This window comes from Streptomyces sp. 3214.6 (assembly GCF_900129855.1).
In the GTDB taxonomy this organism is placed as follows: Bacteria; Actinomycetota; Actinomycetes; order Streptomycetales; family Streptomycetaceae; genus Streptomyces; species Streptomyces soliscabiei.
Genome location: NZ_LT670819.1, coordinates 2,657,991 through 2,679,524 on the forward strand (window position 1 = coordinate 2,657,991; position 21,534 = coordinate 2,679,524).

21 protein-coding genes are annotated in these 21,534 nt (G+C 71.0%); 11 read left to right on the forward strand and 10 right to left on the reverse strand.

Annotation, left to right across the window (positions count from 1 at the left end):
• Positions 1–44: 44 nt before the first annotated feature.
• The 4 genes from B5557_RS11825 to B5557_RS11840 all read right to left on the reverse strand — a co-directional run bounded on the left by B5557_RS11825 (position 45) and on the right by B5557_RS11840 (position 4,247).
• Entirely contained in the window at positions 45–761 is a 717-nt protein-coding gene (locus B5557_RS11825) for a class III extradiol dioxygenase subunit B-like domain-containing protein (protein WP_079659085.1), read from the reverse strand.
• Positions 762–822: 61 nt separating this feature from the next.
• Positions 823–2,352, reverse strand: coding sequence for a tRNA (N6-isopentenyl adenosine(37)-C2)-methylthiotransferase MiaB (miaB, locus tag B5557_RS11830; RefSeq protein ID WP_173877667.1), 1,530 nt, complete (start codon positions 2,350–2,352; stop codon positions 823–825).
• Positions 2,353–2,454: 102 nt separating this feature from the next.
• Positions 2,455–3,168, reverse strand: a complete 714-nt coding sequence (locus B5557_RS11835) for a response regulator (RefSeq protein ID WP_079664733.1) — start codon at positions 3,166–3,168, stop codon at positions 2,455–2,457.
• 35 nt (positions 3,169–3,203) lie between these two features.
• Positions 3,204–4,247 (reverse strand): sensor histidine kinase, encoded by a 1,044-nt coding sequence (locus tag B5557_RS11840; RefSeq protein WP_079659086.1) that lies wholly within the window; start codon positions 4,245–4,247, stop codon positions 3,204–3,206.
• 240 nt (positions 4,248–4,487) lie between these two features.
• Here B5557_RS11840 and B5557_RS11845 point away from each other — a divergent pair, with 240 nt between their 5' ends.
• Together B5557_RS11845 and B5557_RS11850 are read left to right on the forward strand one after the other, a co-directional pair.
• A complete protein-coding gene (locus B5557_RS11845; protein WP_079659087.1) occupies positions 4,488–4,973 on the forward strand; it encodes a TrkA C-terminal domain-containing protein in 486 nt (161 codons plus the stop codon).
• A 4-nt stretch (positions 4,974–4,977) separates the two neighbouring features.
• Positions 4,978–6,201 (forward strand): cation:proton antiporter, encoded by a 1,224-nt coding sequence (locus B5557_RS11850; RefSeq protein WP_079659088.1) that lies wholly within the window; start codon positions 4,978–4,980, stop codon positions 6,199–6,201.
• A gap of 72 nt (positions 6,202–6,273) precedes the next feature.
• Here B5557_RS11850 and B5557_RS11855 read toward each other — a convergent pair whose 3' ends face one another.
• Positions 6,274–6,684 carry a MazG nucleotide pyrophosphohydrolase domain-containing protein gene (locus B5557_RS11855; protein WP_079659089.1) on the reverse strand — a complete coding sequence of 137 codons (411 nt, stop codon included), beginning with the start codon at positions 6,682–6,684 and terminating at the stop codon, positions 6,274–6,276.
• 108 nt (positions 6,685–6,792) lie between these two features.
• On the opposite strand from B5557_RS11855, the gene B5557_RS11860 reads away from it, so the two are divergent.
• Positions 6,793–7,791: a TAXI family TRAP transporter solute-binding subunit gene (locus B5557_RS11860; RefSeq protein ID WP_079659090.1), complete on the forward strand. Its 999-nt coding sequence runs from the start codon at positions 6,793–6,795 to the stop codon at positions 7,789–7,791.
• Positions 7,792–7,853: 62 nt separating this feature from the next.
• On the opposite strand, the gene B5557_RS11865 is transcribed toward B5557_RS11860, so the two are convergent.
• Entirely contained in the window at positions 7,854–9,263 is a 1,410-nt protein-coding gene (locus tag B5557_RS11865) for a sensor histidine kinase (protein WP_079659091.1), read from the reverse strand.
• A gap of 12 nt (positions 9,264–9,275) precedes the next feature.
• A complete protein-coding gene (locus tag B5557_RS11870; RefSeq protein ID WP_079664734.1) occupies positions 9,276–9,962 on the reverse strand; it encodes a response regulator transcription factor in 687 nt (228 codons plus the stop codon).
• A gap of 314 nt (positions 9,963–10,276) precedes the next feature.
• Here B5557_RS11870 and B5557_RS11875 point away from each other — a divergent pair, with 314 nt between their 5' ends.
• The 8 genes from B5557_RS11875 to B5557_RS11905 all read left to right on the forward strand — a co-directional run bounded on the left by B5557_RS11875 (position 10,277) and on the right by B5557_RS11905 (position 16,683).
• Positions 10,277–11,053: an amino acid ABC transporter ATP-binding protein gene (locus tag B5557_RS11875; RefSeq protein ID WP_079659092.1), complete on the forward strand. Its 777-nt coding sequence runs from the start codon at positions 10,277–10,279 to the stop codon at positions 11,051–11,053.
• A 53-nt stretch (positions 11,054–11,106) separates the two neighbouring features.
• The gene (locus tag B5557_RS11880) at positions 11,107–11,958 is read left to right on the forward strand and encodes a glutamate ABC transporter substrate-binding protein (protein ID WP_079659093.1); all 852 of its coding nucleotides are present in this window, start codon (positions 11,107–11,109) and stop codon (positions 11,956–11,958) included.
• A gap of 117 nt (positions 11,959–12,075) precedes the next feature.
• Positions 12,076–12,741, forward strand: coding sequence for an amino acid ABC transporter permease (locus tag B5557_RS11885; RefSeq protein WP_079659094.1), 666 nt, complete (start codon positions 12,076–12,078; stop codon positions 12,739–12,741).
• Positions 12,738–13,670 carry an amino acid ABC transporter permease gene (locus B5557_RS11890; protein ID WP_079659095.1) on the forward strand — a complete coding sequence of 311 codons (933 nt, stop codon included), beginning with the start codon at positions 12,738–12,740 and terminating at the stop codon, positions 13,668–13,670. Before B5557_RS11885 ends, B5557_RS11890 begins: the two co-directional genes overlap by 4 nt.
• A gap of 176 nt (positions 13,671–13,846) precedes the next feature.
• Complete coding sequence (locus tag B5557_RS11895) at positions 13,847–15,469, forward strand: FAD-dependent monooxygenase (protein WP_079659096.1); 1,623 nt, start codon at positions 13,847–13,849, stop codon at positions 15,467–15,469.
• 92 nt (positions 15,470–15,561) lie between these two features.
• Positions 15,562–15,633, forward strand: coding sequence for a putative leader peptide (locus B5557_RS46240; protein WP_311710492.1), 72 nt, complete (start codon positions 15,562–15,564; stop codon positions 15,631–15,633).
• 97 nt (positions 15,634–15,730) lie between these two features.
• A complete protein-coding gene (locus B5557_RS11900) occupies positions 15,731–16,258 on the forward strand; it encodes a cysteine dioxygenase (protein WP_443031347.1) in 528 nt (175 codons plus the stop codon).
• Positions 16,255–16,683, forward strand: a complete 429-nt coding sequence (locus B5557_RS11905; protein ID WP_079659098.1) for a rhodanese-like domain-containing protein — start codon at positions 16,255–16,257, stop codon at positions 16,681–16,683. The genes B5557_RS11900 and B5557_RS11905 overlap by 4 nt, the downstream gene beginning before the upstream one ends.
• A 57-nt stretch (positions 16,684–16,740) precedes the next feature.
• Here the strand turns inward: B5557_RS11905 and B5557_RS11910 are convergent, their stop codons facing one another.
• The 3 genes from B5557_RS11910 to B5557_RS11920 all read right to left on the reverse strand — a co-directional run bounded on the left by B5557_RS11910 (position 16,741) and on the right by B5557_RS11920 (position 21,322).
• A complete protein-coding gene (locus B5557_RS11910) occupies positions 16,741–17,970 on the reverse strand; it encodes an RNA-guided endonuclease InsQ/TnpB family protein (protein ID WP_079659099.1) in 1,230 nt (409 codons plus the stop codon).
• A gap of 185 nt (positions 17,971–18,155) precedes the next feature.
• Complete coding sequence (locus B5557_RS11915; protein WP_079659100.1) at positions 18,156–20,693, reverse strand: ABC transporter permease; 2,538 nt, start codon at positions 20,691–20,693, stop codon at positions 18,156–18,158.
• Positions 20,690–21,322: an ArsR/SmtB family transcription factor gene (locus tag B5557_RS11920; RefSeq protein ID WP_079659101.1), complete on the reverse strand. Its 633-nt coding sequence runs from the start codon at positions 21,320–21,322 to the stop codon at positions 20,690–20,692. Before B5557_RS11920 ends, B5557_RS11915 begins: the two co-directional genes overlap by 4 nt.
• Between the last annotated feature and the right edge of the window lie 212 nt (positions 21,323–21,534).

Here is a 21,534-nt window from a genome sequence, read left to right on the forward strand (position 1 = left end):
GACGCTCGCGGCCGTCCGCCGTTTCACGCCCTCCGGCCCGTCCGCTACGACCAGGCCGCGACCACGTATCCGACGCCGTACGGCGCGTCCTCGTACAGCAGAGCGCCCGTCAGCCCGGCGTCCTCGGCGGCGCCCGCGAGCACCTGCCAGGGCGCCCGGCCCGACGCCTTGAGCTCGTACGCCAGCTCCGCGTCCAGCGCCTGGAGAGCCGTCACGTCCGCCGTGCCAAGCGCCCGTGCGACCTCCGCGTCGAAGGGGGCCGCGCGCTCGTCGAGGTAGCCCGGCGCCTTCAGCGTCCGGCACGCGCTGGAGTCGCCCATCACCAGCAGCGCGACCCGCCCCGGCATCGCGCCGATCTCCCGTCCGACCTCGACGCACCGCTCGCCCACGAGCGGTTCCCCCACGCCCAGTCCCTCCACGGGGGCAGCCGACCAGCCGGCGCGCGCCAGCAGCCAGGCGCCGACGGCGAGGGACGGCGGCAGGTCGCGTCCGGGCTGCGCGTCACCGCCGTCACGGCCCAGCCGTACGGCGAGGTCCACCCCGAAGCCGCGGAACGAGCCCCGCGCACCCTGCGGGTACGGTCCCCGCCCGGCCTGCTCGGTGGGCCCGACGACGACGAGACGGTCCGGCCGGGCGGCCGCCAGCACGGACAGCGCGTCGGAGCAGGCGGTACGCGCCGCGTCCAGCTCGGGAGCGGCGCCCGCGGCGACCTCGGGCACCAGGAGAGGCGGACAGGGGCAGACTGCGGCGGCGACAAGCATGATCGGCAGGGTAGCCCCGCACGTGATCGGCGGGGCACCCCGACGGGTGTCGCGCCGGCCGTCAGTCGCAGCCGCAGCCGCTGCCCGTGGCCACCGGGAGCGGGGCGGGCACCCCGATCTTGGGCAGCCCCAGCAGGACACCGGCCGGCTTCGCCGCCTTCTCCGCGGTGCGCTTCTCCCATGCGTCCCCCGCGCGCGTGCGGCGCACGTCCAGGACGGCGCCCTCGGCGAGGAGGTGGTGCGGGGCGGCGTAGGTGATCTCGACCGTCACCACGTCGCCCGGGCGCACCTCCTGCTCCGGCTTGGTGAAGTGGACCAGGCGGTTGTCGGGGGCGCGGCCGGAGAGGCGGTGGGTGGCGCCGTCCTTGCGGCCCTCGCCCTCGGCGACCATCAGCTCCAGGGTCCGGCCGACCTGCTTCTTGTTCTCCTCCCAGGAGATCTCCTCCTGGAGGGCGACGAGGCGCTCGTAGCGCGCCTGCACGACCTCCTTGGGGATCTGGTCCTCCATGGTCGCGGCCGGGGTGCCGGGGCGCTTGGAGTACTGGAAGGTGAAGGCCTGTGCGAAGCGGGCCTCGCGGACCGTGTGGAGGGTCTGCTCGAAGTCCTCCTCGGTCTCGCCGGGGAAGCCCACGATGATGTCGGTGGTGATCGCCGCGTGCGGGATGGCGGAGCGGACCTTCTCGATGATCCCGAGGTAGCGCTCCTGCCGGTACGACCGGCGCATCGCCTTCAGGACCGTGTCCGAACCCGACTGCAGGGGCATGTGCAGCTGCGGCATGACATTGGGCGTCTCGGCCATGGCGGCGATGACGTCGTCGGTGAAGTCGCGCGGGTGCGGGGAGGTGAAGCGGACGCGCTCCAGCCCCTCGATCGCGCCGCACGCGCGCAGCAGCTTGCTGAAGGCCTCACGGTCGCCGATGTCGGAGCCGTAGGCGTTGACGTTCTGGCCGAGCAGCGTGATCTCCGAGACGCCCTCGCCGACCAGCGCCTCGATCTCGGCGAGGATGTCGCCGGTGCGACGGTCCTTCTCCTTGCCGCGCAGGGCCGGGACGATGCAGAAGGTGCAGGTGTTGTTGCAGCCGACGGAGATCGACACCCAGGCCGCGTAGGCGCTCTCGCGCCGCGTCGGCAGCGTGGAGGGGAACGCCTCCAGGGACTCGGCGATCTCGACCTGCGCCTCTTCCTGCACGCGCGCACGTTCCAGTAGGACCGGCAGCTTGCCGATGTTGTGCGTGCCGAAGACGACGTCCACCCAGGGCGCCTTCTTGACGATGGTGTCGCGGTCCTTCTGCGCGAGGCAGCCGCCGACCGCGATCTGCATCCCGGGACGCTTCGACTTCATCGGCGCGAGCCGGCCGAGGTTGCCGTAGAGCCGGTTGTCGGCGTTCTCGCGGACCGCGCAGGTGTTGAACACGACGACGTCGGCGTCGCCGTCCGACCCCTCGGGGGCGCGCACATAGCCGGCCTCTTCGAGCAGCCCGGACAATCGCTCGGAGTCATGGACGTTCATCTGGCACCCGTAAGTGCGGATTTCATAGCTCTTGGGTGCGTGAACGTCCACTGCGAGGCTCCGGTCGCTGCTGCTGGTCATGGCTCAAGGGTAGGCGCTCCCCGGAGACCGCCCGCCTCCCCTTCGTCGCGGGGGAGGACGACAGCCGGAACTCTGCGCACGCCCGGCTTCGCGGGCTCGTTCTCAGGGGTCGATGAGGCCGGCGCGGATCGCGTAGCGGGTGAGCTCCAGGCGGTCGCGCATGCCGAGCTTGTGCAGGAGGTTGGCGCGGTGCCGTTCGACGGTCTTGGCGCTGATGAACAGCAGCGCGCCGATCTCCCTGGAGGTGTGGCCCTCCGCCACGAGCTTGAGGATCTCCTCTTCGCGTTCGGTGACAGGTCGCTCGGGCAGGCCCTCCACGCCGTCGCCTCGGTGCAGTCGGTCCAGGTAGGAGCGGACGAGGGCCCGCTCGGCGCCCGGATAGATGAACGGCTCGTCGCGCACCACGGCCCGGCAGGCCTCGACCAGGTCCCGGTCGGCGACCGACTTCAGGACGTACCCGCCGGCTCCGGCCTTGAGGGCCTCGAAGAAGTACTGCTCGTTGTCGTACATCGTGAGGATGAGCAGGGGCAGCTCCGGGAGGCGGCGGGAGAGTTCACGGGCCGCCTGCAGACCGGTCATCCGGGGCATGGCCACGTCGAGGACGGCCAGGTCGATGTCCCCCGCCCGGGCGCGCTCGACCGCCTCGGCCCCGTCCCCGGCCTCGGCGACCACCGTCAGATCGGGCTCGCCGTCCAGGATGAGCCGCACGCCCCGACGAACGAGTGTGTGATCGTCGGCGAGGAGGACACGGGTCGGCGCGGCGGGTGACCCGTGCGAGGCTGGTGCGGTGGGCGAGGCCCCTGCGGTGGGTGGCATCGGTGCGGTGGGCGAGGGCGGTGCGGTGCCGTCCGTCATCCGTGGTCTCCGGGAGGGGCCGGGAGCGTGGCGTCCGCCCGGTCGGCGCCCGTCGCCGCCCGCAGCCGTACGTCTGTCCCACCTGCCGACGCCCCGTCCGTCCCACCGGCCGTCCCGCGGGCCGTCGCGACCCCGCCGCCGTCCGCCCTCGACGAGACGCTGAGGGTCGCCCCGATCAACAGGGCCCGTTCGCGCATCCCCCGGATGCCGGCGCCCTTCCCGGCCGCCGCGTCCAGGCCCCTGCCGTTGTCCCGTACGAGGAGTTCGACGCCGTCGGCGACGGGGCTCAGCCGGAGTTCGGCGCGGTCGGCGCCGGAGTGCCGGGCGGTGTTGGTGAGGGCTTCCTGGGCCACGCGGTAGAGCACGAGTTCCGTCTCCTCGGTCAGCGGGGGCAGACCGGTGCGCAGGTCGTGGCGCACCGTCAGTCCCGGGGTGGTGAACTCTGCGGCCAGTGAGCGCAGCGCGCTGAGCAGGCCGAGCTCGTCGAGGACGCCGGGGCGCAGCCGGCGGGCGATGCGGCGGATCTCGTCGAGGCCCGCCCGGGTGGCCTCCTGCGCCTGGCTCAGGTCCTCGCGCAGGTCCTCCGGGGCTCGGTCGGCGACCCGTTTGAGCTGGAGCAACACGGCGGTGAGGGTCTGGCCGACCTCGTCGTGGAGTTCGCGGGCGATGCGGTGGCGCTCGCGTTCCTGGGCGGACAGCGCCCCGGCCGTGCTGGCGGCCCGTTCCGCCTCCAGCCGGTCCAGCATGGCGTTGTACGTGGTGATCAGCTCGGCCGTCTCGACCGGTCCGGAGACCACGGCACGGGCGCCGGGACGCAGCAGGTCGGCGTCGGCCATGGCCCGGCCCAGTCGTCCCAGCGGGGCCAGGCCGATGCGCAGCACGACCGCGTTGACGGTCAGCAGGGCGACCAGTCCGGCCACGACGACGAGCACCTCGCCCGGCAGTATCGGCGTGGAGACGGTGACCGGACCCAGCAGCAGTGCGGCCGCCACGACCAGAGCGACGGCGTTGAGGACGAAGATCCGCCAGAACAGCGACACGTGCGCGGCTCCTCCCCTTCCTCCCGTTCTCCCAGTTCCGGCTGTTCCTGTTGTTCCGGCCGTTCCTGTTGTTCCGAATGTTCCGGCCGCTCCGGCCGCTCCGACGCCGGCTCCTACCGCCGTGACCAGCCTCTCCGGCCGCCGCCCGCCCTGTCCATCCGTCACGACACCCATGTCGTCACCGTACGGGTGGATGGCAGCATGGCGACTCCCGGCACCCGACCAGCAAGGGGAAGAAACGTGTCTGCGCCACGCCTCCGGACGACACCGCTGCCAGGAATCGGGGTCCAGTACGACCTCGTGACGCGGGAGCAGCGCCACCTGTCGGTGGTGGCGCACCGCGACGGCACTCGAACGGTCAGCGTGTACCGGGCCGACGATCCCGACTCCTGCGCGCAGTCGCTGCACCTGACCGGCGCCGAGGCGGGCTCGCTGATCGACGCGCTGATGCCGTCCCATCACAGCGCGAGCCTGCTCTACACCACGGACCTGGGGCTGGTCGCCGAGCGCGTCGAGGTGGCGGCGACCTCGCGCTGGAACGGGCGGCTGCTGGGCGACACCCGGATGCGCACGGAGACCGGTGCCTCGATCGTGGCGGTGCTGCGGCGGGCCGAGGCGATTCCGTCCCCGGCGCCGGACTTCCGTCTCGCGGGCGGAGACACCCTCATCGTCATCGGCACCCGCGAGGGCGTGGACGCGGCCGCGGCGATACTCGGGCGGGAGTGATCGAGTGCACTCCGCCGTCCTGTTGATCGAGTTCGGTTCCATCATCCTGGGCCTCGGCCTGCTCGGCCGGTTCGCCGCCCGCTTCAGCTTCTCGCCGATCCCGCTGTACCTGCTGGCCGGCCTTGCCTTCGGCGAGGGCGGGCTGCTGCCGCTCGGCGCGAGCGAGGAGTTCGTCGCCACCGGCGCCGAGATCGGCGTGATTCTTTTGCTGCTGATGCTCGGCCTGGAGTACACGGCGAGCGATCTGGTCTCCAACCTCAAGGCCCACTATCCGGCGGGGCTCGTGGACTGCGCCCTGAACGCCGTGCCGGGTGCGGCCGCCGCGCTGCTGCTGGGCTGGGGGCCGGTGGCGGCCGTGGTGCTCGCGGGCGTCACCTGGATCTCGTCGTCCGGGGTGATCGCCAAGGTGCTGGGCGACCTGGGCCGGGTCGGCAACCGGGAGACGCCGGTGATCCTCAGCGTGCTGGTCCTGGAGGACCTGGCCATGGCGGTCTACCTACCCATCGTCACCGCCCTGGTGGCCGGGGTCGGGCTGGCGGCCGGCAGTGTGACCCTGGCGATCGCGCTGGGCGTCGCGGGGCTGGTGCTGTTCGCGGCGGTGCGGTACGGCCGGGTCATCTCCCGTTTCGTGTCGAGCGACGACCCGGAGAAGCTGCTCCTCGTCGTGCTGGGGCTGACGATCCTGGTCGCCGGTGTGGCGCAGCAGCTGCAGGTGTCGGCGGCCGTGGGGGCGTTCCTGGTGGGCATCGCGCTGTCCGGGGAAGCCGCGGAGGGCGCGCACACCCTGCTGAGCCCGCTGCGGGATCTGTTCGCGGCCATCTTCTTCGTCTTCTTCGGACTGCACACCGACCCGGCGAGCATCCCTCCCGTCCTCCTGCCCGCCCTCGCGCTGGCGGCCGTCACCGCCGCGACGAAGATCGCCACCGGTTACTGGGCGGCGCGGCGGGCCGGGATCTCGGTCAAGGGGCGCTGGCGGGCGGGCGGTGCGCTGGTGGCGCGCGGGGAGTTCTCGATCGTCATCGCCGGACTCGCTGTCACCGCCGGAATCGAGCCGTCCCTGGGACCGCTGGCGACGGCTTACGTCCTGATCCTGGTCGTCCTCGGCCCGCTCACCGCCCGCTACACGGAGCCACTGGCGGCTCGGTGGGCTCGGCGCCGCAGGCCCCGCGACGGCGGCACGGCGGAGCCGCTGCCCGAGGCACGGCACCAGACCCCGGTGGGCGACTGACGTCCCGTCGAAGGCACGGCGTGGACCGCGGACCGTGGCGCGCGCCACCGGACGGCGCCCGCCGCCCCCGCTTCAGGCCGCGCCGCCGCGTATCCAGCCCTGGCGGCGCAGCACCGCGGACACGTCCGGCGCCTCGTAGTGCTCCCCCTTGAGGACCTTGCCGTCGGCGCGGCGGGCGACCTGGCCGTCGGGGCCCAGCTTGGTCACGTTGGAACGGTGGATCTCGGCGAGCACCGCGTCGAGATCGATGCCGTGCACCAGGGCCGTGCCGTACGCGACGTAGACGACGTCGGCCAGCTCGTGCGCGAGCCGGTCCAGCGGGCCGCTCACCGACACCTCGGCGACCTCTGCGGCCTCTTCGGCGAGCAGCTCCCCGCGGTGCGCGGCGAGGCCGGCCGCCACCTCCGTGGGCGTACTGCGGGCGTCGAGGCCGAAGGCGCGGTGGAACTCACGGACCAGGTCGGCGGGCGAGGAAGAGCTCATGCACCGACTGTAACGACGCCCACTGACAATCCCGTCCGGCCCGTCCGCAACCGGCTGGACGGGCCATGCGCTGGTCAGCAGGGTGTGCCGGCTGGCAGGATCGCGCCCATGTCCAAGGTGTTCTCGCGTGTCGGCAGGCGCCGTGCCCTGCAGGGCGCGGCCGTCGGTGCCGTCGTCCTCGGGCTGTTGCTGTGGTGGCTGCAGCCGCTGGGCGAGGAGCCGCCGCACGGGTCGATCACCTTCAGCACGGGCACGACCAGCGGCGTCTACTACGAGTACGGCACCCGGCTGCGCGCCGAGCTCGCCAGAGACATGCCCGACCTGAATGTGAAGCTGACGACGAGCAACGGATCGCAGGAGAACGTCGCGCGCGTGGCGGCCGGCCAGGCCGACTTCACCATCGCCGCGGCCGATGCGGTGGAGACGTACGAGCGGCAGCACCCCGGCTCGGCTGCCCGACTGCGCGGGGTGGCCCGCCTGTACGACGACTACGTCCAGCTGGTGGTGCCGCGCGACTCGGCCATCCGGTCCGTCGCGGATCTGCGGGGCAGGACCGTGGCGACGGGGCTGCCCCGCTCAGGTGTTCGACTGATCGCCGAGCGGGTGCTTCAGGCGGCGGGCCTGGACCCGTCGAAGGACATCAAGGCCGAGTCGGAGGGCATCGACACCGGTCCGGAGAAGCTGAAGCAGGGCAAGATCGACGCGTTCTTCTGGTCCGGCGGGCTGCCGACGGCCGGCCTGGAGACGCTGGCCGACAGCTTCAACTTCCGGTTCGTGCCGATCGGCCCCGAGCTCGTCGCCCTGATGCACCGCAAGGACGACTCCACCGGCTACTACCGGGCCACGAACATGCCCGAGTCGGCCTACCCCACCATCCAGGACGGCTCTACCGTGGCGACGATCGCGGTGTCCAACCTGCTGATGACGCGCACGAACATGGCTCCGCGACTCACGGAATGGCTGACCCGGACCGTGATCAAGAGCCGGGACGGCATCGGCGCGCATGTGCACTCTGCCCAGCTGGTCGATCTGCGCACGGCCATCTACACCGACCCTCTCAAGCTGCACGAGGGCGCCCGCCGCTACTACCGCTCGGTCAAGCCATAGGCCGTATCTGAACCGCAGGCCGTATCTGAGCCGTAGGCCGTCTCAGAGCCACAGCCCCGTCGCTACGACGTCGGCGTCCTGGGCACCGACACCGTCGCCGTCAGGCCACTGGGCTCGTGGTGTGCGTAGGACAGGCCGCCGCCGCCCGCCGCGAGCAGGGCCTTGGAGATGGACAGGCCCAGGCCCGAACCCTTGATGTTCTGGTGGCGCCCGCTGCGCCAGAAGCGGTCGCCCACGCGCGCGAGTTCCTCATCGGTCAGCCCGGGCCCGTTGTCGGTGACGACGACGGTCGAGGTCTCGCCGTCGGCCGCCACCGTGACCTCGACGCTCTTCCCCTCCGGGGTGAACTTCACCGCGTTGTCGATCACCGCGTCCAGTGCGCTGGACAGCGTCACCGGGTCGGCCCACGCGGTGGTGGGCGGGCAGTCGCCCACCAGGCGGACGCCCTTGGCCTCGGCGGTGGGCGCCCAGGCGGCGACGCGTTCGGCGGCCAGCGCGCCGATGTCGGTGACCCGCAGGTCGGCTTCGGCGTGCTCGGCCAGCGCCAGGTCGAGCAGGTCGTCCAGGACCTGGGCCAGGCGTTTGCCCTCGCTCTGGACGGAGGCGATCTCCTCGTTGCCCTCCGGGAGTTCGTAGCCCAGCAGTTCGATGCGCAGCAGCAGGGCGGCGAGCGGGTTGCGCAGTTGGTGCGAGGCGTCGGCGACGAAGGCGCGCTGTTGCTCCAGCACGTCCTCGACGTTGTCCGCCATCTCGTTGAACGATCCGGCCAGCCGCCGTAGTTCGGGCGGCCCGCCGGCCACCGCCACCCGGGATTTCAGGCGGCCGCTCGCGATCGAGTGGGTGGTGGCGTCCAGCACGCGCACGGGCTTGAGCACCCAGCCGGTCAGCCGCAGGGCGGCGCCGATGGCCAGCAGCAGCGCGGCAATCTCGCCCGCGCCGATGACCAGCCAGCCGTGCAGGATGCGCGACCGCATGGCCCCGGTGGGCGAGTCGGTGACGACGACCGCGACGACGTCGCCGTCCCGGATGACCGGCGACGCCACGACGAGCCGATGGCGCTGCCATGGCCACACCTGCTGCGGGTCATGGCTGCGACGGCTGAGCAGCGCCTCCTCGAAGGCTTCCCGCACCTCACCCGTTTCGGGGAGGTACCAGTCCCTCGGGGCATGAGCCATGGGGGTGTCGTTGCCGTAGAAGACGCCGGCACGAATGCCGTAGACGTCGTAGTAGCTGTCGAGCTCCCGGCCGAGCGTCTCGCGTCGCTCGTTCGTGGGCGTCACCGCGGGGTCGCCTGTGTCCGAGGAGGCGGTGACGAACTGGGCGAGCGCCGCGAAGCGCGCGGTGTCGTCGATGCGGTCGACGACCACCTTCTGCTGCTGGGCGCCCGCCACGCTGACGGCCAAGGGCACGCCCAGGGCCAGCAGCACGGCCGCCATCAGGACGATGAGCAGCGGCAGGAGACGTGTACGCAAGCGTGGTCCCCGCTACGCGGCCGGGGCGACGAGCCGGTAGCCGACGCCGCGCACGGTCTCGATCAGCGCGGGCATGCGCAGCTTGGCGCGCAGGGAGGCCACATGCACCTCCAGGGTGCGCCCGGTTCCCTCCCAGCTGGTGCGCCACACCTCGCTGATGATCTGCTCCCGGCGGAAGACCACACCGGGGCGCTGGGCGAGCAGCGCCAGGAGGTCGAACTCCTTGCGGGTCAGTTGGATCACCGAACCGTCCACCGTGACGCGTCGCGTGGGCAGCTCGATCTGCACGGGGCCCAGGCGCAGCGCGTCCTCGCCGCCCGCGGCCGGGTCCTCGTGGACCGTGCGGCGGCTGACGGCGTGGATCCGGGCGAGCAGTTCCCCGGTGTCGTAGGGCTTCACCACGTAGTCGTCGGCGCCCAGGTTGAGGCCGTGGATACGGGAGCGCACGTCGGAGCGGGCGGTCACCATGATCACCGGGGTGGCGGTGCGCTTGCGGATCTTGCCGCAGACCTCGTACCCGTCCTGGTCGGGCAGTCCCAGGTCGAGCAGCACGACCCCGAAGCCGGGCCCCTCAGGCACGAGCGCCTGCAGGGCCTCCTCGCCACTGCGCGCGTGTGTGACCTCGAAACCGTGCCGTTTCAGGACCGCGGACAGGGCGGCGGCGACATGGTTGTCGTCCTCGACGAGCAGCAGTCTCATCCCGTCCTCCTCCGGTTCATCGGGCATACGGTCTGACTCACTAAAACGGGCGTACGGTTCTCGTGAGTGAAAAAACGGGGCACACGCGTGCGTGCATCATGGCAGTCACGCTGATGGACGAGGACGCCGTCAAGTGAGTTCCGGTTGCATGCGGCTTCCGTTATCCGGCCGATACGGGCGCAGGTCACAAGTGCTACGACACGTGTCCGATTGCTATCGGATCGTGATGCTCAGATTCCCCTCAGATGTAATGACGCTGATCGCAGCAGGTCACTACTGTCCTCCGAAACCGAGGAGGACGGAGCCCCAGAGCGATGACCGAAGTATCGGTGGCCAAGGAAGACATGGTCGCGAGCGGTGAACTGGTCGTCCTGAAGAGCGTCAACAAGCACTTCGGCGCGTTGCACGTTCTCCAGGACATCGATCTGACGATCGCGCGCGGCGAGGTCGTCGTGGTCATCGGACCCTCCGGGTCCGGTAAGTCGACCCTGTGCCGCACCATCAACCGCCTGGAGACGATCGACGAGGGCACGATCACGGTCGACGGCAAGCCGCTGCCCCAGGAGGGCAAGGAGCTGGCCCGGCTGCGCGCCGACGTCGGCATGGTCTTCCAGTCGTTCAACCTGTTCGCGCACAAGACGGTGCTCGAGAACGTCATGCTCGGCCAGATCAAGGTCCGCAAGGCCGACAAGAAGAAGGCCGAGGACAAGGCGCGCGCCCTCCTGGACCGGGTCGGCGTGGGCACCCAGGCCGACAAGTACCCGGCGCAGCTGTCGGGCGGCCAGCAACAGCGCGTCGCCATCGCGCGGGCGCTGGCGATGGACCCGAAGGTCATGCTGTTCGACGAGCCGACGTCGGCCCTGGACCCCGAGATGATCAACGAGGTCCTCGAGGTCATGCAGCAGCTGGCCCGGGACGGCATGACCATGATCGTCGTCACCCACGAGATGGGTTTCGCACGATCGGCTGCGAACCGCGTGGTGTTCATGGCGGACGGACGCATCGTCGAAGAGGCTGCGCCCGACCAGTTCTTCAGCAATCCGCGCAGCGACCGCGCCAAGGACTTCCTGTCGAAGATCCTTCACCACTGACGGAACTCAGCCCCCGCTCGCAGTACTTCACCACTCTTCTCAAGGAAGTCACCATGAAGCTTCGCAAGGTCACCGCCGCCTCGACCGTCGCGCTCGTCCTCGCCCTGACCGCCACCGCGTGCGGCGGTGACAACAAGGACGACGACTCCAGCAGCTCCAGCGGCGGCAGCGGCGGCGGAAAGATCAAGATCGGCATCAAGTACGACCAGCCCGGTCTCGGCCTGAAGAAGCCCGACGGTTCCTTCGCCGGCTTCGACGTGGACGTCGCGACGTACGTGGCCAAGCAGCTCGGCTACGACAAGGACAAGATCGAGTTCGTCGAGACCAAGAGCGCCGACCGCGAGAACGCCCTCGCGCGCGGTGACGTGAAGTTCATCGCGGCCACCTACTCGATCAACGACAAGCGCAAGGCGAAGGTCGACTTCGCCGGCCCGTACCTGCTGGCCCACCAGGACCTGCTGGTCAAGACCGACTCGAAGATCAGCAAGGCCGCGGACCTCAACGGAAAGAACCTGTGTTCCGTGGTCGGCTCGACCTCGGCGCAGAACATCCATGACACGATCGCCCCGAAGGCGAACCTGAAGGAGCTGAGCTCCTACTCGGAGTGCATCGCCGGCCTGCAGAGCGGTGCCGTGGACGCGGTCACCACCGACGACTCGATCCTCGCGGGCTTCGCCTCTCAGGAGCAGTACAAGGGCAAGTTCAAGCTCGCGGGCCTGAAGCTGAGCAACGAGAACTACGGCATCGGCGTCAAGAAGGGCGACACCGCGACCGTGGACAAGATCAACAAGGCGCTGGAGAAGATGGTCAGCGACGGCTCCTGGCAGAAGGCCGTCGAGGCCAACTTCGGCCCGGCGAACTACAAGAACGAGCCGGCCCCGAAGATCGGCGTCATCGTCAAGTAACCGCCTCCCGCGGCCCAGCCATGCGGGGTTCCCGCGGTGCGCCGCCGTCCGTCGCGATCACGGCGGCGGCGCGCCCCGCCCTCCTCATACGCCACCCACCCGGAAGCGCGGGAGATCGTGTTCGACTTTCTTGAAGGTTACGACGTCCTAGGGGCGTTCTGGATGACGGTGAAGCTCACCGCCCTCTCCGCCGTGGGCTCCTTGATCTGGGGCACCCTGCTGGCCGCGATGCGGGTCAGCCCGGTCCCGCTGATGCGGGGGTTCGCCGCCGCCTACGTCAACATCGTCCGGAACATCCCCCTGACGGTCATCATCCTGTTCAGCTCACTCGGCCTCGCCGACGTCTTCGGTATGACCCTGGGGGCCGAGGACTTCAAGGTCCAGGGCTTCCGGCTCGCCGTGCTCGGTCTGGTCGCCTACACCGCGGCCTTCGTGTGCGAGGCGATCCGCTCCGGCATCAACACGGTGCCCTTGGGACAGGCGGAGGCGGCCCGGGCCATCGGGCTGACGTTCAGCCAGACCCTCACGCTCATCGTCCTGCCGCAGGCCTTCCGTTCGGTCATCGGACCGCTGGCCAACGTCCTGATCGCCCTGACCAAGAACACCACGGTGGCGGCCGCCATCGGCGTCGCCGAGGCCGCCTATCTGATGAAGACGATGATCGAGAACGAGGCGCAGACGCTGCTCATCGGCGCGGTCTTCGCATTCGGGTTCGTGGTACTGACCCTGCCGACCGGCCTCATCCTGGGCTGGCTCAGCAAGCGACTGGCGGTGAAGCGATGAGCTCGGTCCTCTACGACACCCCCGGCCCCCGCGCCAAGCGGCGGAACGTCGTCTTCTCGGTGGTCTTCGTCGTCCTCCTCGCGCTGTTCGCGTGGTGGGTGTGGCAGAAGATGGACGAGAAGGAACAGCTCACCTCGGCCCTGTGGAAGCCGTTCACCGAATCCGAGGCCTGGACGACGTACCTGCTCCCCGGCCTCGCCAACACGCTGAAGGCCGCGGCCCTCGCCATGGTGATCGCCCTTCCGCTGGGCGCCGTCTTCGGTATCGCACGCCTGTCCGACCACCGGTGGGTGCGCGTCGTGGCCGGAACAGTGGTCGAGTTCTTCCGCTCGATCCCGGTGCTGCTCCTGATGCTGTTCGCCAACGAGTTCTACTCCCGCTCCACGAACGTCAGCAGCGAGGACCGGCCGCTCTACGCGGTCGTCACGGGCCTGGTGCTGTACAACGCCTCGGTCCTCGCCGAGGTCGTTCGGGCCGGCATCCTCTCCCTGCCCAAGGGGCAGACGGAGGCCGCGTACGCGATCGGCCTGCGCAAGGGCCAGACGATGAGCAGCATCCTGCTCCCGCAGGCGGTCACCGCGATGCTCCCGGCGATCGTCAGCCAGCTCGTGGTCATCGTGAAGGACACCGCGCTGGGCGGTGTGATGATCGGCTTCACCGAGCTGCTCAACTCGCGCGGCACCCTCGCGGCCAACTACGCCAACGTCATCCCGAGCTTCATCGTGGTCGCGGCGATGTTCATCGTGCTGAACTTCATCCTGACCAGCTTCGCGAGCTGGCTGGAGAAGAGGCTGCGACGCAGCAAGAAGAGCACTGGGGCGGTGCTCAGCGCGGAGGACATGGAGGAACTCAATCCGGCGGCAGTCGGAGGCTCCTTCGGGACCGGGGGCGAAGGCGGCGGCCTCCCCGGCACAAGGACCTACACCTGACGCACGGTCAAATAGCATGAACGACGAGAGGGCAGCGGCATAATCGCCACTGCCCTCCGTCACTTGACGCAAACAACGACAATGGGTTGCATACGTTCTGTGATCGTGCACCCTGCTCCAACCTTTTGTTCACTCACATCCCTGAGGACACCGTCGCGGGCAGGGGGCGGCACGCCGTGGACCCGGTGATCATCGTCGGAGCGGGGCCGGTGGGGCTCACGCTCGCCCTGGCGCTGGCGCGCCAGCAGGTGCCGTCCGTGGTCCTCGACGAGGGCCCCGGAAAGGACGAACCGCGGCTCGCGCGCACCGTCGTGCTGCGCGAGGACACCGCCGCGCTGATGGAGCGGCTGACCGGGGCGCCCCTCGGCGAGGCCGGGGTCCACTGGGCCGGATGGCGGTCGATGCGGCGCAAGCAGGTGACCCGGCGGATCGCCTTCGACGACACGACCGACCCCGCCCCTCTGCACATCGCCCAGCACGTGCTCACGAGCGCCCTGCGCGCCGCCCTCGCGTCCGAGCGACTGGTGAAGATCGCCGTGGACAGCCGTCTGGACACCATCGAGCAGGAACCGTCCGGTGTCACGGCGCACACCCGCGGCCCTAACGGCACCTGGTGGCGCGGCAGCCACCTGGTCGGCTGCGACGGCCCGCGCTCCACGGTCCGCAAACTCCTCGACATCCGTTTCCCCGGCCGTACGGCGGTGGAGCGACACGCCGTGGCCGCGCTGCGCACGGAACTTCCATGGGCGGATGAGGCGTTGCTCCATCGGACGCCCCCGTGGCGGACGACCGGTCCCTCCGCCGGGGAGATCACCGGACGCCCGCTGCCGGACGGCGTCTGGCGTCTGGACTGGCTGCTGCCGCCCGGCAAGGACCTCGTCACGCCCGAACTGCTCGTGGCCCGCATCCGCGAGACCCTCGCGGGCTGGAGCGAGGGCCCCACACCCGCGTACGAACTGCTCGACACCGGCGTCCACACCGTGCACCACCGGCTCGCCCGCCGCTGGCGTGTGGGGCGCGTCTTCCTTGCCGGGGACGCCGCGCACCTGCTCGGCGCGCTCGGCACCCAGGGCCTCGACGAGGGCCTGCGCGACGCCGACAACCTCGCCTGGAAACTGGCCCTGGCCTGGCACCACGGGACGCACGAGGCGCTGCTCGACAGCTACCAGGCGGAGCGGCGCGCCGCCGTCGCCGCCCGGCTGCGCGCCGCCGACCAGGCGCTGCCGCTGCTGCGCGGCGGCGGGGGCCTCAGGGCGTACGTCCCCGGCGCGGCCCGCGGCCACGACGTGCTGCTCACCGACGGCCACCTGGGACGCGGCCCGCTGGGCGCGCCGGGCAGGTACGACGACTCCCCGCTCGCCCCCCGCCACCTGGAGGCCGAGGTACCGGTGACGACGCCGCCCGGCGCACCGGCCGAGGATGTGCGCGTGACGGCGGAGGACGGCTCGTTCGTACGCCTGCGGGAGCGGCTCGGCCGGGGCGCGCTGCTCGTTCTGCTGATCGCGCCGGGCACGGGTGTGTGGGAGCGCAGGCACTGGGTCGGCGCCGGCATCATGCCCCGGCTCGCGGCCGCGGTGACGGCCCTGCCGAGCCCGGCCGAGCTGCTCGTCGCCGAGACCTACCCAGGCGCGGCCGCCCACACCGTCCTGCTGATCCGGCCCGACGGCCATCTGGTCACCGCTCTCAACGGGGTCCGCGCGGCCGACCTGTACGCGGCGGCGGAGGCGGCGGTGGGCGGGCCGCCGGAGGCGCAGGAGGCGTCCCCGGCGGGAGCCACGGCGGGCTCAGCGGCCAAGTGACGTACTGACTGTCACCGTGTGGTCCACATGGTGACAGTGAGTTGACCGGGTTGCACCGGCGTGGTGTACTCCCGATCGTGACCGACACCGATGTGCACCTGTGGCGGAGGGTCCATATGGACCTCGTCCGCTATGCGGGCTGCGTGTGTCGTCCGTCCTGCTGACTTCGCATCCCTCTCCCCCACCGGCGCGCGCCGCCGCTGCGCACCCGCGCTCTCTCATGGCCGCGCGCTCCCCGCGAACCTTCTCAGGACGGTGTCCGTGTCTGTCTCCCCCTCCCTGCCCACCGCCGTCGCCGCGCCCACGCAGGCCGACCTCCTCGACTTCGTCCGGCGTACGGCCGCCGACACCGAGCTGATCTCCTCGCTGCCCCTCGACCCGGAGGGCCGCACCTGGGTGCGCCTGGAGGGACCCGGCGGCAGCGAGGCCTGGCTGATCGGCTGGCCGCCCGGCACCGGCACCGGCTGGCACGACCACGCCGACTCGGTGGGCGCCTTCCTCACCGCGCGGGGCGAGCTGAAGGAGTACTCGCTCACCGCGCGGCTGCCCACCGACGGCTGGACGACCCTGGAGCTGACGGACGGCATCGACCGCGAGCGCACCCTGTCGGCTGGCCGGGGCCGCTCCTTCGGACGCCATCACGTCCACGAGGTCCTCAACGAGTCCACCGAGGAACACGCCGTCTCCGTCCACGCCTACTACCCGCCGCTGCCGCGCATCCGCCGCTACAGCCGTACCGGGCAGGTGCTCCGGCTTGAGCAGGTCGAGCGGCCGGAGGACTGGCAGTGAGCGGCGCGAACCCGCCTCAGGAGGAGCGGCCGGACGGCGAACGGCCACCCGGCATAGACGAACTGCTCGATCGGGTGCGCGCGGGGTACGCGCGCGTGGAGGCACGGGAGGCGTACGAGGCCGCCCGCGCGGGTGACGCGCTGCTCGTCGACATCCGGTACGCGGCCCTGCGTGAGCGGGACGGGCTGATACCCGGGGCGCTGGTCGTGGAGCGCAACGAACTGGAGTGGCGGCTCGACCCCCAGGGCAGCCATCGCCTCCCCGAGGCCACGAGCCACGACGTGCGTGCCGTCGTGATCTGCAACGAGGGTTACGCGTCGAGCCTGGCCGTCGCGTCCCTGCACCAGCTGGGGCTGCACCGGACGACCGACCTCGTCGGCGGTTTCCAGGCTTGGAAGGCGGCGGGGCTCCCGGTGACCTCTTGACTTGCTCCTCGGGCTGAAGCCCCAGGATTCTGGCCGTCCTCACCTGTTGCTGTGCCGCTACGCGGCACGGGTTCGGGTGGGGGTTCCATGGCTTCCTGTTTCTTCGCGCTGTGCCGGGACAAGTCCTGGTCTTACCGGCGCTCCGCAGGCCGATGCCGCCAGTCCGGCGGCCCGTTTGACGTTGATCGCAGCGTTGTGGTCCCGGTCGTGGACGGTGCCGCAGGCGGGGCAGGTCCACTCCCGCACGTGCAGGGGCTTGGGCCCGTCCCGGTGGCCGCAGGCCGAGCACGCCTGACTCGTAGGCTCAAACCGGCCGATCTTCACGAAGGTCCGCCCGTAGCGTTTCGCCTTGTATTCGAGCATGGTCACGAACTGCGACCAACCCGCATCGTGCACACTCTTGGCCAACCGGGTGCGCACGAGCCCGGATACCGCCAAGTCCTCCACCGCAACCGCTTGGTTCTCGCGGATCAACTGTGTGGAGAGCTGATGGTGGAACTCCTTGCGCGCATCGGCCACAGCCGCGTGGGCACGGGCGACCTTCAACCGGGCCTTATTGCGGTTCTTCGATCCCTTCTGTCTGCGGGACAGCTCCCGCTGGGCCTTCTTCAGCTTCTTCTCCGCCCGGCGCACGAACCGCGGCGAGTCGATCTTCGTGCCGTCGGAGAGGACCGCGAAGTGCGTCAGGCCCAGATCGATGCCGATCGCCCCCTCGGGGTCCGGCTCCGTCCAACGGGCCCGGTCGGTGTCCGGGTCGGTGTCGATGACGAAGCTGGCGAAGTACCGGCCCGCCGCATCTAGGATCACCGTCACACTCGATGGCACGGCGGGCAGGATCCGTGACCACTTGACCTGCACGTCACCGATCTTCGGCAGGGACAGCCGCCCGCCCTCGGTGATCTTCCAGCGGGCGTTAGCGGTGAACCGGATCGCCTGCCGGGCATCCTTGCGTGACCTGAAACGCGGCGCACCCACCCGCTTACCCTTGCGCTCGCCCTTCAGCGAAGCGAAGAAGTTCCGGTACGCGGCCTCCACATCCCGCAGAGCCTGCTGCAGGACGACCGAGGAGACCTCACCCAGCCAGGAACGTTCGGGGGTGTTCTTGGCCCGGGTGACCAGTTGCCGGGACAGGGCGGCGGTACTGGGGTAGGGCTGCCGAGCAGCGTGGGCATCCTCACGGGCGCGTACCGCGTCGTTGAACACAACGCGGGCGCACCCGAACGCCCGTGCCAACGCGGCGCGTTGACCAGGCTCCGGGTACAACCTGAAGGCGTACCGAAGCTGCATTCGGTGATCGTACGAACACACGCCACTCGATGTCGCCGGGAACACCCGTTCCCCGCCTCACCCCTATGACCGCAGTGTCCGGCTCCGCCGGAACGACACCGCGACGCTCCGCGCCGCAATCACGAGATTCGCTTCACCACCGGGCTGAAGCCCAATGCACTACGAATGAAAGTCGGTAGCCGGGGTCACTCCTTGGCCGTCGCCACCGTCACCGCGCGGACCCTGAGCGCCACCCGCCCCGGCAGAGCGGTGGCGACGAGCGCGAGGAGCCCGGCTCCCGCGACCACCGTGGCGTACACGAGCGGTACGACCGCCGGGGCCGCCCGGCCGGTCATGCCGACGCTGAACGCGGTCAGGACGGCCAGGGCGACCGCAGTGCCGAGGGCCGCGGCGAGGAGGAGAACCGACAGGGCCTCGGTGCGCAGCATGCGCAGCACCTGACGCCGGGTCGCCCCCGCGAGACGCAGCAGCGCGAACTCCCGGACGCGTTCGGAGACCGACATGGCGAGCGTGTTGACCACGGCGATGGCGGTGAACGCCAGGACGAGCCCCATGGCCAGGAAGTTGACCTCGGCGTTCGCCTGCTGCCGCTCGGCCTGCAGCGAGTCGGCAGTGGCCGGAGAAATCACCGCGAGTCCCGGGAACTCACGCAGCGTAGTCGAGAGTTGTGTCTGTGTACGGGCCGTGCTGACGAGGAGGGAGGAGGAGAGCGGGTTGTCGACGTGGCGGGCGACCAGGTCGTGCGCGAAGGTGAGGTCTCCGAAGCCGAGGCCCCTGGCGTAGACGGCGGCGACGGTGAGTGTGGCGGGCGTGCCATCGCCGAGCGTGAGCTTCAGGGTGCTGCCGGGCGTCAAGTGAAGCTGGTCCGCGGCCAGTTCGCTGACGGCGACGGTGTCCTCGGCGAGTTCGCCGAGGGAGCCGGCGGTGACATCCGGGTCCCAGGTGCGGGCGAGCCCGGCCGGAGTGACGCCCTGGGCCGCGTACTTGTCGAGGCCGACCCGGACGGTGGTACGGACCACTTCGGTGACGACGTCGTCCTGCGCCCGGAGCCGTCGTGCCGCATCGCCCGGGACGCCGGGCCCCTGGGAGGCGACGACCCAGTCGGCGCGGACGCCGTCGCGGGCCTGGGCGCGGGCCGCGTCGCCGAGGGTGGGCTGCACGAACAGCACCGTGCAGGTCATGCCGATGAGCAGAGTGAGAGGGGTGACGACGGAGGCCATACGGACCGCGTTGCCACGGAGGTTGGCGGTGGCGAGCCGGCCACCGGGACCGGTCAGCCGCAACGGTCCGGCCAGGAGAGCAGCGGCCGCCCTGACCAGCAGCGGCGCGAGCAGAGCGACGGAGGTGGAGAGCACGACGACAGCGAGGAACGTCACGGGCGTCGAAGCGGGCTCGGTGCGCAGGACAGTGAGCAGCGCCACGAGGACGGCGCCACCGGCGAGCAGCAGCACACCTGCGAGGAGCCGACCCCAGGCGGGCCGGGTCCGTTCGGTGCGGGCCTCGGCGAGCGCCTCGGCCGGGCGGATCCGGGCCACCCGGCGGGAGGCGATGCGTGCGGAGGCCCACGCGCCGAACAGGGTCGCGGCGACGGCGGCGAGCGGCGGGAAGACGCTCACGGTGTGCTGGAGCGTGGCGGGTACAGCACCCAGGGCGACGAACCTGCCGTGGAGCCAGGCCCCCAGGGGAAGCCCCAGGAGAGCTCCGGCCGTGCCCGCGGCCAGCGCGACGATCAGGGCCTCCCGCCCGAGCAGCCGGCGGATCTGTCCGGAGGTCGCGGCGACGGCACGCAACAGGGCCAGTTCGCGTTCGCGTTGCTGTACGGAGAGAGCGAAGGTCCCGACGACCACGAGGACCGCCACGAGGAGCGAGGTGCCGCCCATCGCTCCGCCCATGCTGATCAGCTTGGTGCGGGCCGCGGCGGCGTCCAGGAACTCGACGGGCCCTCGGCCGTCGCCGGCGCTGACCTGGGCGCCGGTGCCGTGCAGCGCCGTGGCCACGGCCTGCCGGAGCGGGCCCGTCCCGACGCCCGTCTTCGGCAGCACGCCGAACGCGGTGACCTGCCCGGGGTGGGCGGCGAGCCGGCGGGCCTCGGCGGCCGAGAAGAACAGGGCCCTCTGGTGGCGTACGGCAGTGGCGGGGGCGGCGATACCGGAGACGCGGTAGGTGCGCGGGGCCTGCGTCGACTGGACGGTGAGCCGGTCGCCGGGCACGAGGCGGGCGCGTGCGGCGAGGTCGCCGTCGACGACCACATCGGTGGCGGCTGCGGGAGCGGCGCCCGCCGTGAGCCGGTACGGCGTCAGCACCGCGGACTCCCAGGCATGCCCGTAGGCGGGCACGCCGTCGGCGACCGGGCCGCCGTCGGGTGTCAACGGTTCGGCGAGGAAGGTGAGTTCGGGGATCACACGGGCGACACCGGGTGCGGAGACGAGCCTGCGCTCCAGGTCGGCCGGGAGCCACGCACGCTCGGCGATGGGTTTGGCCTTGTGCTTGACCTTTGTCTTGCCCTTCTTGTGCTTGACGGTCGTCCGGTGGACGTTCTGGTCGGCTGAGACCACGACCGGGGCGGCCGCGTAACGCTCGGTACGGATCGCGCCCCGCAGCCCCGTCTCCAGGAGGGTGCCGCACGCGGTGATCAGGGCGGCCGCGCACAACAGCGCGAGGAAGGCGCCCAAGAAACCCGCTTTGCGGGCGCGGACGGTCTTCAGGGCGTAGCGCAGCATCATGAGGGATCCGTCTCTCTCGCGGGGGCGGGGAAGGCCAGGAAGCGGGTGAGCAGGGTGCGTGCGCCCGGTGGGGTCTCGGCGTCGGATCGCTTGTAGCGGTTGAGGAGGGCGATGTACTCCTCGAAGAACTCCCGGAGTTCGGGCAGGGTGAGCCGGATGGTGCCGCGCGAGTAGGGGAACGCGTCCGCCCACGGGTCGCCGTCGCCCGCGTCCCGCTGAAGCCGCTCGAAGAGGTCCAGGTCGGCTGCGTAGGCATGGTGGTTCAGCTCGTCCATGACGTGCCGCAGTTCGGGACTCTGACGGCTGCGCGGCGGAAACCTGAGGTCGCCCGGGACCGCCCGCCACCAGCGCTCCCGGTGCGCGGACAGCTCCGCGCGCCCGGCCTCGGCCATCTCCTCGACGAAGCCGTACCGGGCCAGCTCACGCAGGTGGTAGCTGGTGGCTCCGGTGTTCAGGCCGAGGGCTCGGGCGAGAGTCGCCGAGGTGGCCGGGCCGTGCAGGATGAGATGTTCGAGCATGCGCTGACGGCGTGGCTGAGCCAGCGCCTTGAGCGCGGCGAGGTCGCCGAGTTCGACGGGAGACGCGGGGGCAACGGGGGCCGCGGGGGCAACGGGGGCCGCGGGGGCCATGGGCGGGTTCTTCGGCTCTGGCGGCCTCTCGGGTTCCGCTTCTGAGAGCTCGTCAACGCCGGGTTCCTGGGACATGCGTACACAGTCGCCTGTGCACAGATGCTTGTGCACTGCGGTGGTCCGGCGTCCTCAGTGGGGGGTTATCCCTACCGCCTCTCGGCGGGGAGGTCGGCGCTGCCACCGGTTTCCCTCTCCCCCCTTCCCTCCCCTCC